Annotated in this window: 12 protein-coding genes, 4 tRNA genes and 2 pseudogenes; 11 read left to right on the top strand and 7 right to left on the bottom strand. The window is 63.8% G+C overall.

Annotation, left to right across the window (positions count from 1 at the left end):
* Nucleotides 1-45 precede the first annotated feature (45 nt).
* From AC5Y6Y_RS14730 to AC5Y6Y_RS14710, 5 genes and pseudogenes are all read left to right on the top strand, one after another.
* On the top strand, nt 46-1011 hold the full coding sequence (locus tag AC5Y6Y_RS14730) for an AAA family ATPase (RefSeq protein ID WP_473140082.1): 966 nt from the start codon (nt 46-48) through the stop codon (nt 1009-1011).
* Nucleotides 1004-3544, top strand: coding sequence for a S8 family peptidase (locus tag AC5Y6Y_RS14725; protein ID WP_473140025.1), 2541 nt, complete (start codon nt 1004-1006; stop codon nt 3542-3544). The genes AC5Y6Y_RS14730 and AC5Y6Y_RS14725 overlap by 8 nt, the downstream gene beginning before the upstream one ends.
* A gap of 214 nt (nt 3545-3758) precedes the next feature.
* Nucleotides 3759-4862 carry a hypothetical protein gene (locus AC5Y6Y_RS14720; RefSeq protein ID WP_473140024.1) on the top strand — a complete coding sequence of 368 codons (1104 nt, stop codon included), beginning with the start codon at nt 3759-3761 and terminating at the stop codon, nt 4860-4862.
* Nucleotides 4863-5765 carry a hypothetical protein gene (locus tag AC5Y6Y_RS14715; protein WP_473140023.1) on the top strand — a complete coding sequence of 301 codons (903 nt, stop codon included), beginning with the start codon at nt 4863-4865 and terminating at the stop codon, nt 5763-5765.
* 746 nt (nt 5766-6511) lie between these two features.
* Nucleotides 6512-6942, top strand: a pseudogene (locus tag AC5Y6Y_RS14710) (ATP-binding protein); the annotation flags it as partial.
* Nucleotides 6943-6992: 50 nt separating this feature from the next.
* Here the strand turns inward: AC5Y6Y_RS14710 and AC5Y6Y_RS14705 are convergent.
* The 6 genes and pseudogenes from AC5Y6Y_RS14705 to AC5Y6Y_RS14680 form a co-directional block, all read right to left on the bottom strand.
* Entirely contained in the window at nt 6993-7577 is a 585-nt protein-coding gene (locus AC5Y6Y_RS14705) for a hypothetical protein (protein WP_473140022.1), read from the bottom strand.
* A gap of 338 nt (nt 7578-7915) precedes the next feature.
* Nucleotides 7916-8398 (bottom strand): annotated as a pseudogene (locus AC5Y6Y_RS14700) (GNAT family N-acetyltransferase); the annotation flags it as partial.
* The gene (locus AC5Y6Y_RS14695) at nt 8395-8670 is read right to left on the bottom strand and encodes a type II toxin-antitoxin system TacA family antitoxin (RefSeq protein WP_473140021.1); all 276 of its coding nucleotides are present in this window, start codon (nt 8668-8670) and stop codon (nt 8395-8397) included. The gene AC5Y6Y_RS14695 and the pseudogene AC5Y6Y_RS14700, both read right to left, overlap by 4 nt.
* 126 nt (nt 8671-8796) lie before the next feature.
* A tRNA-Val gene (locus tag AC5Y6Y_RS14690) sits at nt 8797-8871 on the bottom strand.
* Between the two features lie 16 nt (nt 8872-8887).
* Nucleotides 8888-8958 (bottom strand) — tRNA-Cys (locus tag AC5Y6Y_RS14685).
* A gap of 27 nt (nt 8959-8985) precedes the next feature.
* Nucleotides 8986-9058: transfer RNA gene (locus AC5Y6Y_RS14680), tRNA-Gly, on the bottom strand.
* Between the two features lie 169 nt (nt 9059-9227).
* Between AC5Y6Y_RS14680 and AC5Y6Y_RS14675 the strand changes: the two genes are divergently transcribed.
* The 6 genes from AC5Y6Y_RS14675 (at nt 9228) to AC5Y6Y_RS14650 (ending at nt 12305) form a co-directional block, all read left to right on the top strand.
* A tRNA-Val gene (locus tag AC5Y6Y_RS14675) sits at nt 9228-9299 on the top strand.
* 31 nt (nt 9300-9330) lie between these two features.
* Entirely contained in the window at nt 9331-9723 is a 393-nt protein-coding gene (locus AC5Y6Y_RS14670; protein WP_473140020.1) for a DUF805 domain-containing protein, read from the top strand.
* Nucleotides 9724-9835: 112 nt separating this feature from the next.
* A complete protein-coding gene (locus AC5Y6Y_RS14665; protein ID WP_463826862.1) occupies nt 9836-10129 on the top strand; it encodes a putative quinol monooxygenase in 294 nt (97 codons plus the stop codon).
* Between the two features lie 2 nt (nt 10130-10131).
* Complete coding sequence (locus AC5Y6Y_RS14660; RefSeq protein WP_463826861.1) at nt 10132-10437, top strand: hypothetical protein; 306 nt, start codon at nt 10132-10134, stop codon at nt 10435-10437.
* Nucleotides 10438-10556: 119 nt separating this feature from the next.
* The gene (locus AC5Y6Y_RS14655; RefSeq protein WP_473140019.1) at nt 10557-11423 is read left to right on the top strand and encodes a hypothetical protein; all 867 of its coding nucleotides are present in this window, start codon (nt 10557-10559) and stop codon (nt 11421-11423) included.
* A 114-nt stretch (nt 11424-11537) separates the two neighbouring features.
* A complete protein-coding gene (locus tag AC5Y6Y_RS14650) occupies nt 11538-12305 on the top strand; it encodes a sulfite exporter TauE/SafE family protein (RefSeq protein ID WP_473140081.1) in 768 nt (255 codons plus the stop codon).
* Nucleotides 12306-12324: 19 nt separating this feature from the next.
* On the opposite strand, the gene AC5Y6Y_RS14645 is transcribed toward AC5Y6Y_RS14650, so the two are convergent.
* Nucleotides 12325-13133: carboxylate-amine ligase (locus AC5Y6Y_RS14645; protein WP_499918468.1), on the bottom strand; the 809-nt coding region annotated here is incomplete at its 5' end.

The following is a 13133-nucleotide window of genomic DNA, read 5'->3' as shown; positions in this document are numbered from 1 at the left end:
GCCCCGCCTCTACACTCAGGTAGCTGCACGTGGTGGGAGGTGAACGTGGCCGGCTCAGGTGAGCACTTCAAGGCACTCGTGCGTAGCCACGCGAGCGGGGACGACCAGGCGTTCTACGCCATTGCTCTGCAGGTGGCCGCTCAGGCCGCCCGGCAGGGGCACCATAAGCTTGCCGCCGACTTGAAGGCCGCCGTCGAGAGCTCGCGCGCCGATCGCCCCACCAAGGTGGTTTCGATCGCGCAGCCTCGTGGCGATCTCTCCGACCTGGTCGTCGCATCACACCCGACGGTGACATTGAAAGACCTCGTGCTGCCGGCTGACCTGGATGCGCGTGTGCGACGGATTCTCACCGAGCAGCGGCAGCGCAAGAACCTTCTGGACCATGGCTTCCAACCAGCACATCGGCTGTTGTTTGAAGGACCGCCCGGAACCGGCAAGACCATGACGGCGGCTGTGCTCGCGCACGAGCTGGCGCTGCCGTTGCTCACCATCCGGCTGGAGTCGTTGATGAGCAAGTTCATGGGTGAGACCGCTGGGAAACTCCGGACGATATTCGACGCCGCCGAACAACAGCGCGCCGTGTATCTTTTCGACGAGTTCGATGCTCTGGGCGGCGATCGCGCAGGCAACGACGTCGGCGAAGCGCGGCGAATCTTGAACTCGTTCTTGGTGTTTCTTGAGAACAGCAGCAGCGAAGGCATCATCATTGCCGCCACCAACCACCGGGCAATCCTCGACCGGGCGTTGTTTCGCCGTTTCGACATGGTGTTGGACTATGCGCTGCCCGACGCCAAACAGGGCGCCGTGGTGATGCGATCACGTCTTGGCTCCTTAGCCAAGGGGATTCGCTGGGCTTCGCTTGCAGCCGACATCGAGGGGCTCTCACACGCTGACCTGGTACGGGCAGCAGAGTCGGCTGCGAAAAGCGTGATCTTGGAAGGTCATTCACAGGTAAGTGTCGAGGAGCTTCGTAGGGCATTGAGTGCACGGAAGTCATCGAGCCTTGGCTAATGGCCGCGACCATCTCAGTCACTTCCTTGTCGTAGGTCGAGTAGCCAATGAGGATTTCCTTCGCCCCGGTGGTGGGAATCCGAGAGTCAGACCAGTCGAAGACCGTGCGGAGCACGGGCGTGGCCGGGTCAGCGAGCTGGAATCCGCGCTCGTTTCCGGTGATGCCGCACGTCAGGAGTTACTCACCGAAGAGGAACTTCGTGCGCTCGGCACGATTGTCACACTCGAAGGTGGCGATGCTGCCTACCCATTGAAAGTTGAATCGCTTCAACAATTCTCGCGGCATCGGAAGACGCCACGCCGACCGAAATGGCTCCTGCTGTCGGTACTGCCAGCGGAACCGGCTGAGGGACTTCCTGAACGGGCGACTGTATGGGTAGCCGATCAGTATCGCGCTGAGTTCGTCGGCCTCTTCGAGGATTACTTGGAGGACACCAAGACTGGGAAGCCCAAGAATAACGGGTTGGTCGCGAACATCGCGCGCATTCGGTCTACGCTCTTGCGCGACCTGTGGCAATCCAGCGGTGACCCGCCGCAGGGTTCATCGACATGGTGGGAAGTGTGGTTGCGCCGCACCGACAACGGTCCGCAGCTCCTGCGGAACCTCGCCGAAAGCTTGGGCCTCGGCATTTCGTCGCGAGTGCTGCGGCTGATCGACCGCGACGTGATGTGGGTGGAAGCACGGTGGGCTGATCTCCAAGCGCTTCCTGTGTCCGCGGTGCCCGTAGCCGAGATACGTCGCCCAGAATTTGTCGACACCGTGGAGGACTTGACCGCCGGCGAGCAAGCCGAATATTCGGATGACCTCGCCCAGCGACTCCAGCCTGCTGAAGCACACGAACCCGCTGTGTGCCACCTGGATACTGGTGTTGCACGCACCCATATCTTGCTGGAAGCGTCGCTGTCGACCGAGGATCTCCAAACCGTCGTCGGCACAAGTGGATTCGATGTGGAAGGTCATGGCACGGCGATGGCAGGCATCGCGCTGTTCGGGCACGACCTGGATCGGTACCTGATCGGTGGTGACACGATATCCCTACGCCACCGGTTGGAGTCCGTTCGTATCAAACCGACTCGATCAGAGCCCAAGCACGAACCGCTTGCGTTCGGTGATGTTACGGCGCAGGCGGTGTCGCTCGCTGAGGCCACATCGGCACGCCGTCGGGTGTTCTGCTCACCCGTGACCGTCGATGGCGACACGCCAGAAATTCCTGGCCAGCCAACACTGTGGTCATCCACCGTCGATGCTCTTGCGGTCGGATCGGACGTCGTTCGCGATGGTGACGAGCTGCAGCTTCTGGCACCGCCCGATGATGGTGCAGCGCGGCTGATAGTGGTATCGGCGGGCAATGTAGATCGCTTCGTCGCCGACCACCTCAATGAATCTGATACGTCGCCGGTGCAGGATCCCGCGCAGGCATGGAACGTACTCACGGTCGGCGCGCATACCGAGATGGTCGATGCGCCAACTGATCCGGCATATGCAGGATGGGAGGCCGTTGCCACCGTCGGCGATTTATCACCCCACAGTCGAACCTCGTTGCTGTTCGGACTGGGGCCCTGGCCCATTAAGCCGGACATTGTCATGGAGGGCGGCAACGTACTTAGTGATGGCAGTTCTCTTTTCGAGCCCAGCCATCCAGCGTTGTCGGTGCGTACCACTGGCCACGTCAATGACCAAGCGCTTTCGTCGGCCAATGCGACAAGCGCTGCCACGGCCCAGGCTTCGAGACTTGCAGCTCTGGCGATGGTCACCTACCCGGAGTATTGGCCCGAGACCGTTCGTGCTCTGCTGGTTCATGCGGCCGAGTGGACACCGGTGATGCGGCAGGCGTTGGATGCCGCCGGCAGGTTGGGGTTGAAACAAAAGCAGTTGATGTTGCGACGCTACGGATGGGGCGTGCCTTCGGAGCAAGGGGTGCTCTACTCGTCTGATCAAGCGGTCACCCTCGTCATCCAGGATGAGTTCGTGCCCTTCGAAGGTGATGATTTCAAGGTTCCGGTCTTTCGGCTACACGAGTTGCCTTGGCCGAGAGAAGTTTTGGAAGGGCTTGGTGGTACGAGAGTCGATCTGCGTGTCACGTTGTCGTACTTCATCGAGCCGACCGCGTCGCGGCGTGGTTGGCGGCAGCGGTACAAGTATCCGTCGCATTCTCTTCGATTCGAGCTGCAGGACCCTCTGGAGTCAGAGGAGCTCTTCGTGCAGCGCGTCAATCGGGATGCCGGTACGGAGGACGGTGGGGGCCGTCGGGCGCCGAGCCAGGTTCGGTGGCTTGTCGGAGCTAATCAGCGAAACCTCGGCTCACTGCATCAAGACGTATGGGAGACATCGGGAGCCGAGCTCTCCCAGTCAGGCAAGCTCGCCGTGTATCCGGTCGGTGGTTGGTGGAAGTACAGCAAAGCACGCGATCGTGTAAACCGAGCTGTGCGCTACGCCCTCGTCCTGTCGTTGCGGACGCCGGAGAGCGGTATCGACCTGTACACGCCGATCGCCAACGTGTTGCGAATTCCGATTGCGGTCCCGATCGAGTGACATCGACGGCGCAATGGCGTGCTCAGAGTGGACTGCGTCCGGCTTTAGGCGCATAGCAATCGGACCGCAGATTCTTCCTAGCACTACGCCCTGGGTCAGCCTGTCAGATCCGGAGGTTCGCCGCGCGGTCGAGCAGGTCGTTGCGTGTTTCGACGACTCGTCGGACTATCTGTCCGTGCGTATCCGTATAGTGCGGGCGCGTCCGGATCTGCGAATGGAGGCCACGTTGGGTTACGCAATTGAGTGGGACGGCTACACGGTCACGCTTCCGCCGGTGGGGGATTCGATCGATGACGGACTCTCGTTCACGACCTGGGATGACGCATCTCTGAGGTTCGCGCGCTACGCAGCGGACACGTTCAACGCGGGCCCCGAAGGTCAGACCCTAATTATGGCCCCGGTGGTGCTTATCCCGCGCCCGGACAACGAGCACGATCCGGGCGCCGTGTCGATCGCCAGGCCGCGATCAACGGGAGGTGACATCGACGACCGCCACATGGGTTTCGTCTACCGTCGGCTCCTGTCCAAGCTTCCAGAGAACGCGATCCCACTTCTGGCTGAAATGTCTGGCGGTGAGGTCAATTGCAGCGTCATCATCGAGCGCGACGACGCCGACTACTACGGTCTGGACTTCGACGACCCCGACGACCTCCCATGCGCGTACAGTAAGGCCAAACTCGCGCTCCCCCCGGCAGCCGAGTTGGCGTACGCGGTGCACAGTGTCTTGGTCTCCCGAGGAATGGACCCTGACGACGAAGGGCGCCAGCGCACGAGTCACGTCCTCGAACGCTTGCGCATATTTCCCGGGCACAGCCGGCCCCTCGGACCGCTTTCGGTGACCGTTCGCGAAGGAAAGTCCGGACAGCCCAGTTCATTGACCGTGTACTCCGGAGACACACCGATTGGTTCCGTCGCCCTTGGCTATCTGTTTCTCGACGACGAGCGCCTGCGCCCCGCAGTGCTCGACGGGCTACTCAAGATGGGCGTACCAGCGGCTGCGTCCCGGGAGCCCCGGAGTGAAGCCGTGAGCCAGGAGTGGGAGCCCGGCGCCGTGCCTAACGTGCATGTGGGCTGGCGCCCCGGCGGCATGAAGCTGCGGTGGGCCGAACCGGACGGACCCTCGACACGAACAACCTTCGCCCAATACAACCCGACAGCCGAGACGCTGTGGGTCGAAGACGAGCGACTTGTCGCGCCCGCGTGTGCGTTCGCAGCCCGCCTGGGCGTCCCGGTGGACGGCATTGGACTACCACCCCTTAGATGGACATTGCGTGAACGCGTGTGGCGAGGTCACCTGCGTGACTTGTCCTACGAGTAGATGATCACCGGACCCAACTTCCGGCCGCTGAACCCTGCCGTGGCGGGCCTGGTGCCGGACACACTGTTCGAGGCCTCGGAGTTGGCTCGTTTCGCCCAGCCAGCACACAAGCTCGGTGCGGAACCGACCGCGCTTCTGGAGAGACTGACCACCCATCGCGGCACGCTCTTTCCCGGCCATACCTATCTCGACACGATCGGTACGTGCCGGATCTGCGAACGGCCGGCTGGCGATTTCCGCGCACCCTTGTGCGAGCAGACCTTGGCCTACTGTCACCGCTGCCTTGCTGTGGCTGTTGAGGGTCTCCCGAACATGGGGGCGACGCTCACCCGGGCAATTGCTCGCGCGACGCTGGCGGTCCGCGCTCTGGCCGACGACGAATTCGGCGGCGCAGCATTCGTCGAGTCCCAGCTGTCCACGATCCACGCAGACCCCCAGCATCCGGTGTCGCCGGCCGATATCGACCGTCGCTTGCTTCTCCGCATTGCGATCACACGCCGCCAGCTTCCGTGGACACACATCCTCATCGGCACCGGGCTGGCCAACAACGGTGTGCGGGTGTCGCGCGGCACCGTACTCAAGGCCACCGACGGACACTTGTGCCCGTCACTGCAAGAGAAAGCGGTCGATGACTTCTTCGACCGGCACCGCATCGGTCACACGCGCGAACCCCGATATCCCTTCGACCCGGAGCTGAACCCGAACACCCGTCGCCGCGCTGATTGGCTCCTAGAGGACGGTACGTTCGTCGAGATGTGGGGTATGCCCGAGGATCCGGTGTACGCCGAGAAGATGCGCGAAAAGATCAAGTTGACACGCCGACACCGGTTGCAGTTGATCGGTCTCACCGCCGCCGACATCGGGCGGCTCAGTGAGATTTTTACCCAATGGCCAACGAACTAGGAAACGCCGCCATGGGCACCGCGAGTCGCGTTCATCGATGCGGTTGCCTGCACAATGAACCGTAATCAGGACAGGGGAGGATGCTGCTGGTTGTCATTGTTCTCCGGCGAGAGTGGTTGGGGTATAACAGAATAATGGGCATATGGACGGCAACTCATGAAGCCTTGCCAATGTAACGGGCCGGCCCGACAGCAACCTCTACGCCTCCGCTGCAGCCACCTACCAAGCCATTCCGGCTGGCCGTGGTGTCCGCGCCGACTTTGGGCGATGGCGTTACCGAGCGGGCGGTCCTTATCGTGGGCCAGTGTGAAAGCTATTGCCGAGCTGTAGCTTTCGGGCTGATGCTGCAGACGCGCCACAGGGCGTACTTGCAAGAGGTGGCGCGGACGCCGCTATCACGACGGTGGACGGAACCACCGCGAAGTGCCGCGCAGGCACCCCTGCGCCTTCTCAAGCTGGCTTCGATGGCGATGCCGAGACGCTAAGGCCAGCAGAATGATCGGTTCGCACATCGATTGGGAACCAATTCTTCATGACTGCCGACGTCGCAATCCCCAACTCCGCCAACGTGATAATTGGTTCGGCGCTGATGGATGCGCACATCGAAAAGGTTCGCCTGCAGCCGCGATGCAGGGTGTCGCAACGACGATATGCATGAAAGGCCAACGGTCGCGTTGGCCAACGGCTTGAGCCATGCCGCCATTGTGCGCGCCGTCGACGCTGACAACGCTGCACGGGTTGCTGTGACCGGGGAATGGGTAGGGCGCCGGGAGAATCTGGTGGTCTGCGGGCCGGCCGGCACCGGTAAGACGTTCTTCCTGGAAGCGTTGGGCCAGAGGGTGATCGAGGCCGGAATGCCGGTGGCGTGGTTCACCCTCGAACAAATCGGGGGTGCTCGTTCGGTCCCACCGCGCCGACGACTCTCTCGGGCAAGGCAGCGGCCAAGATCGTGCGCGCCGAGCTCGTGGTCATTGATGACGTCGGCCTGCTCCCGGTCGGTACTGATACCGCCGAAGGGCTTTATCGCATTGTCGATGCAGCCTATGAGCGCAAGTCGGTGGCGATCTCGTCAAACCTTCAGCCGAGCGGATTCGATGAACTGATGCCCAAAACCTTGGCCACCGCGACAACGCGTCGAGGTGTCGGCTCAGCCACTGACGGAGGCGGCGCGCGACTCCAACCACTTCGTCTGGGGTGGCCTGTTTGGGCAGGTGGGGATTTGAGATTTCAGGGCACGAAAGTGAGGGGTGGTCCGTCGCAGTCCACTTCGATGACTCGAAGCTCCGGGCTGTTGCCGTGGGTCGCATTCATCACGGCGGCGGTCTCCTCCGCGACCTGCTTGTCACCGAATCTCCACGCCATCGCTGGGTCGCTCTGCAACTTGTAACTGGTGCCGGGCGCCCAGCCCTCCCCGTAAAACGGGAGGTACTTGACGGGTTTGCCGTCGCTGTCGAGTGCGGCGATGGCGTAGCAAGTGGTGGTGACAGCCGCCAGTCCGGACAGCCTGGCGTTTACCGCCGCGTCACGCTCGGCGTCGCTCAGCAGTGTCACGGTGGCGTGTTCATTGATCACCGCAGCCGGCATGAACCATTGGCGCGGCGCACCAACGGGCAGTTCGTAGATGTTGAGGTTGACGTCGTCACCGAATTTGACCCGTAGGAGCTGCTCGCCTGTTGCGCCTTCCATGGCATCCATCAGCGGGTGCTCGCTGAGAAACACGCCCTCACCGGGCACGATTGACCCGATGCTATCGCGGAAGCCTCCGCTGAGGATCGCATCGGCCGCATCGGTGGTGTGATAGCAGATCGTCATGAAGGTCCCTCTTCGGCGACGTCGTCGCGGATCTCGTCGGTGTCCTCGTTGTCGGCGTCGATCAAGACGGCACTCCCGTCGGGGAGCGTCACCGCCCGTAGTGCCTTATCGGTAAATCCGGTGGCTTCGCGAGCGGCGGTCAGCGCGTCGCCGGCCTGGTCCGGGGCGAGTTTGTGCAACTCGTCGGCGTGGGTGAGCACCATGACTGCCATCAGACGGCGGAACTGCTCATTGGTGAACGATTCGAGGTGGTCACGGTCTGCACCGGTTTGGACCATCATTTCGATTAGGTCGCGACGAGCGGTATTCCTATCTTTCTGCAAGGCCGGAACGCTCAACCTGGCGTCTTTGACCATCAGCATTAGGTGAAGAGGGTCGGTGGGGGACGGTTCGAACTGGTAGCGGGTATAGAAGCTGCGCGCCTGGTCGTGGAGCGCATGCACGAGGATGGCACGGACGCCGATATCTTCGGCGACTTGCACGCTGCGTCCGATGGCGTCGCGGAGCAGGTTCTCGCCCAGCCCGCAGCCTTGGTGCTTGCGGTCGATGGCGAGGCGCGATAGCAGGATCACCGGTATCGGGTCGGGCATGTTGCGGCGGAACTTGCCGGTGCAGTCAGCATGCGAGACCGCCCCGGTTGACAGTGCGTAGTAGCCGACGATGCGGCCGTCGCGGCAGGTGACAAAGCAACGGGATGCGCCGCTGACGTGGTTGGCTAGCGCGCGTTTACGGAGGTAGTCGTCGAGGGTGGATTCGCCGCTGTCGAATGCAGCGGCGTCGTCAACGTCGCTGATCGGTCGGGGGATGCTGTAGCCGGTCATGCGTCCCGTTCGAAGATGGACGGCTTGGCAAACATCTTCGCCAGCGCTTCCTTGAACTGGGCGGGCCGGTCGAGTAGGGCGTTGAATTCGGTCCATGCGGCGTCGTCGATGACGAAGTGTCGACGGTCTGCGAGGACGTCGCGAGCGTGCGCGACAGTGGCTCTCACGGTGAAGCTGGTGAGGTCAAGTCCTTCGACCTCGGCGGCATGGCGGATCAGTGCGTCCTGCTCGGGGGTCAGGCGCACAGCGAAACGCTCGGATTTCGTAGCCATGATCCCATTGTGTGCCTGATAGGCGTACGCGTCAACCGTGAGCACATGGGCGCGCAGAGGGAGTTCACGGGGAGTTCACGAACTTCAGGAAGTGTCGCGAACAATATCTCTAACCTGCATGAATGCTGGTGCGCGATACTGGGATTGAACCAGTGACCTCTTCCGTGTCAGGGAAGCGCTCTCCCGCTGAGCTAATCGCGCTGGAGTCAAAAGTCGGAGGTGGAGACGGGAATCGAACCCGTGTGCACGGCTTTGCAGGCCGTTGCCTCACCACTCGGCCACTCCACCGCTGGATTGATGCCATTTGCACCTTCGAGCGGATGACGGGATTCGAACCCGCGACCCTCACCTTGGCAAGGTGATGCGCTACCAACTGCGCTACATCCGCGCGCAACGAGCGAGATCGTCGCTCGGTGCGAAGCACGACGATAGTCCAGTGCGCGAGCGCACACAAATTCCTTGGTACCGAGCGTGTCCAATGCGGGGGTGGACGGTTCGCGTCGCACGTCCCCTCAGCGGATCGTGATAATCTTCGACGTCGTTCGCCTCTCGGCGCCGGTCCCGTGGCTCAGTGGAAGAGCGTCCGCTTCACACGCGGAAGGTCGCTGGTTCGATCCCAGCCGGGACCACAAGTACGCATCCCGATCCGGGGGAGATGAGATGGGCTTCGGGCAGGCCGTCGCGACCGGGTTCACCAAGTACGTCACCTTCAGCGGTCGCGCCTGCCGGTCCGAGTTCTGGTACTGGGTCCTCTTCACCGTCCTGGGCGGCATCGCGTCCACACTGGTCGACGCCAGCATGGACATGCAGATCGTCTCGGTCATATTCAACCTCCTCACCGCGATCCCGAGCCTGGCCGTCAGTGTCCGACGCCTGCACGACGTGGACGCCTCGGGCTGGTGGGTGCTGCTCAGCCTCATCCCGGTCATCGGGGCCATCGCGCTGCTGGTCTGGGTTGTCGCGAGGGGCACCGAGGGGCCGAATCGCTTCGGTCCGGATCCGCTGGCCGCGACGCCTGGCCTGCCCAACGAGCAGTACGGCGCGCCGGCATAGCTACCGCCCCGCCGCCCGGAGTCCGGGTAAGGCATTCGGTGCGACCGCTGGCCAGTGCCCACGAAGTACCATTCCCCTGACCGCACGCGCCGCGGCAGAACAGGAGACGACGATGCCGGTCACGGTGATTCTCGAGCTGCGATTCAAGCCCGATCAGGTATCGGCCGGGCGAGAACTGATGGGCCGGGCCCTGCAGGACACCCGCGCGTTCGACGGCAACCTGCAGACCGACGTGTGGGTCGACGAGCAGGACGAGGCGCACTGGCTGATCTACGAGGTGTGGGAATCGGTGGACCACGACGAGGCCTACCGCCGGTTCAGGGCCGGGGAAGGCAAGCTGACGCAGCTTCCGCCGTTGCTGGCCGCGCCCCCGGTCAAGACCCGGTATCTCACCAGCGACATCTAGCAATGAGCTTCTCCGAAGGCATCGGCACGCTGAAACTCGAATGCCCACAGCAACATCCGGTCGGAAGGATCCTGCGCGAGAGCGCGCATCAAGCCGTTCAGTACGACCCGGGAGCCACGGTGGGGCCACGCCGATTCTGGCCCGGTGAGGACGAGCACGCCCGGTTCGCGGCCCGGTGCCGCTTCTGCGACAAGCCGGTTGGAGACGCGACGGCAACCCTGCAGGCCAAGTTCGCCGAACTGCTCGCGGACACCGTGGAGACCTACCGGACTACGACGCTTCCCTACCTCGCGGAAAGCATGCGTTGATGCTGATATCGACGGGTCTTTATTGATTTCGTAAGGTTCATGAGGAAACGTCTACGAAAGCGCACGACACCGAGTTCTTCTAGGTCCCAATTAGCTGTCCCTACCAGTACGGAGTTCTCATGACGCTAACCCGCAGGCACCCGTTGGGCGTCCTCGTCGCGATACTGGCGGCCGTCGCAGCCGTCGTATCCTTCGGCGCGCCGACGGCTCAGGCGTTCTACGTCAAGTACCACGAGACGATCACGCGCAACGCGCTTCCCGCTGACCAGGTCAGCCAGCTGGCGGTCAACCAGATCCTGGTGGGGCCGCCGCCGGGCGGCGGCGCGCTGGGCAGCGATGCCTTCGCCACCGACGAGTTCCGGCACCTGGACAACTCGATCAACCCCACCGACATCTGCAATCGGGCGCGAGTCGCCTGGGACACCTTCTCGCCGATCGTCCTGAGCGGATCGGTGCTCAACGGCAACGTCGAGGCTGACGGGCCCGGTGCCCGCGCCGCGTTCGGTGCCCTGCTGCACACCCTGCAGGACTTCTACTCCCACTCCAACTGGGTCGACGACAACATCGCCATCGGCCAGCTGGACCGGCTCGCCCCGCCGATCTTCCCCGTCTGCAACCCGGCCGACTTCCCGGCCGACCTGCACACCGGTTACTACAGCATCGACTTCGCGCAGCAGTTCCCCCTCGAGGGTTGCCCTGCAGGCGGACCGCCGCCGGGATTCCAGGAGTGCCACACGCTGCTGAACAAGGACGGCCCGCACACCCCGCGCGGTGGTACGCCCGTCCCGGGCACCAACCTCAATGAGTACGACGTCGCCGCGCAACTGGCGACCCGGGCCAGCACCGATCTGTTCTTCACCATCCGCGACTGGGTTGCCAACGCGAACGGGCAGGACGCTGCGGTGCAGCTGTTCCAGCAGGGCGGCCCGCTGCCCAACTGGCACAACATCCCCAACCTGCCCGGCGTTCCCTACCTAGGTTCCTAGCACAGGGCTACGCCGTCAGACCGGATCAGCGGGTGCTCGGGTAACCCCCGGGCGCCCGCTGAATTTCGTTGTCGTCACTAGACTTTCGGGGTTCTCGGGGTGTCGGTTCACCACCTGCTCCTGATCGGGCTGGCTGGACTCGGGGCCGGTGCGATCAACGCGCTCGTCGGCTCGGGCACCCTGATCACGTTTCCGACGTTGGTTGCCCTCGGCTATCCGCCGGTCACGGCCACCATGTCCAACGCGGTCGGTCTGGTGGCCGGGGGAGTGTCCAGCACCTGGGGTTACCGCGCCGAGTTACGCGGTCAGTGGGATCGGTTGCGCTGGCAGATTCCGGCTTCGCTGGCCGGCGGGGTGCTGGGCGCCTACCTGCTGCTGCATCTGCCCGAGCAGGTGTTCACCCGGATCGTGCCGGCGCTGCTGGTGCTGGCTCTGGTGCTGGTGGTGCTCGGGCCGTGGTTGCAATCCTGGGCGCGGCGGCGGGCCGAACAGGAGGGCCGCTCGGTCGAGCGGATCACCTCCGCCCGGATGGTCGCACTTGTGGCGGGGACCTTCGCGGTCGGCGTCTACGGCGGGTATTTCACTGCCGCGCAGGGCATTCTGTTGGTCGGGATGATGGGTGCATTGCTGCCGGAGTCCGTCCAGCGCATGAACGCCGCCAAGAACCTGCTCACGCTGGTGGTGAATGTTGTTGCCGCCGTTGGCTATACGTTGGTGGCGTGGGATCGCATCAGCTGGCCGGCGGCAGGTGTGATCGCAGTGGGCTCGTCGATCGGCGGGCTGGTCGGTGCCCGGTACGGCCGACGGTTGTCGCCGAATGCATTGCGCGCCACCATCGTTGTGGTGGGATTGATCGGGTTGTACCGACTGCTTTCCCTGTGAGCCGAGTCAGTGAGCCCAGTCAGTGAGCCGACAGTGTGGCCGCGGCAGCCGCTTCGATGACGTCCATCACCTCGCCGCGCTCGCGCCACGCCCGCAACTGACGCATCGCCCCGTTGCCCTGCGTGGCAACTCGGTCGACTTCCTCGACCACCCGGGCGTACTCGCCGAGTGCGTCCAGCGCCGGGCGTACCCGCTGCACCAGCGCGGAAAGCTGCTCGCGGGCCGGTACCGAGCCGCGGCCGCTGATCAGATCCAGCGTGTTGCCGGCCAGTCCATCGTGCGCGGCCTGCCAGTACGCGGCGCGCAAGACCGCCGGGGGCAGCCGGTCGGCACCTGCCGGCGCTTCGTAGACGGCGGTGATCACCGCGGCCCTGATCAGGGTGGCCAGCAACACCGTCTCGTCAACCGTCGCCGGCACGTCGGCGACCCGCACCTCGACCGTCGGGAACACCGCGGACGGGCGCACGTCCCAATAGACCATGCCCTGATCCAGCAACACCCCGGTGTCGACCAGCATCTGCACGGTGCGGTCGTACTCGTCGGGCGAGGCGAAATACGGCGGAGCGCCCGCCACCGGCCAACGCCGCCACAGCACGCTGCGCCAGCTCGCATAGCCGGTGTCACAACTGCGGTACACCGCCGAATTCGCTGACAGCGCAAGCAGTGTCGGCAACCACGGCCGCAGCCAATTGCTCGCGTGGACGGCGGCCGCCCGATCGGGAACCTCGACATGCACATGAGCGCCGCAGATGCCCTGCTCGTGTGCGACCATCCCGAACCGCTCACCGATCTGCTTGTACCGCGGGGTGTCGGTGACCGGGAACTCGT

Source organism: Mycobacterium sp. NGS24 (assembly GCF_059813065.1).
Note: the sequence above shows the minus strand (reverse complement) of the source record. Positions and strands in the feature narration are given on the sequence as shown.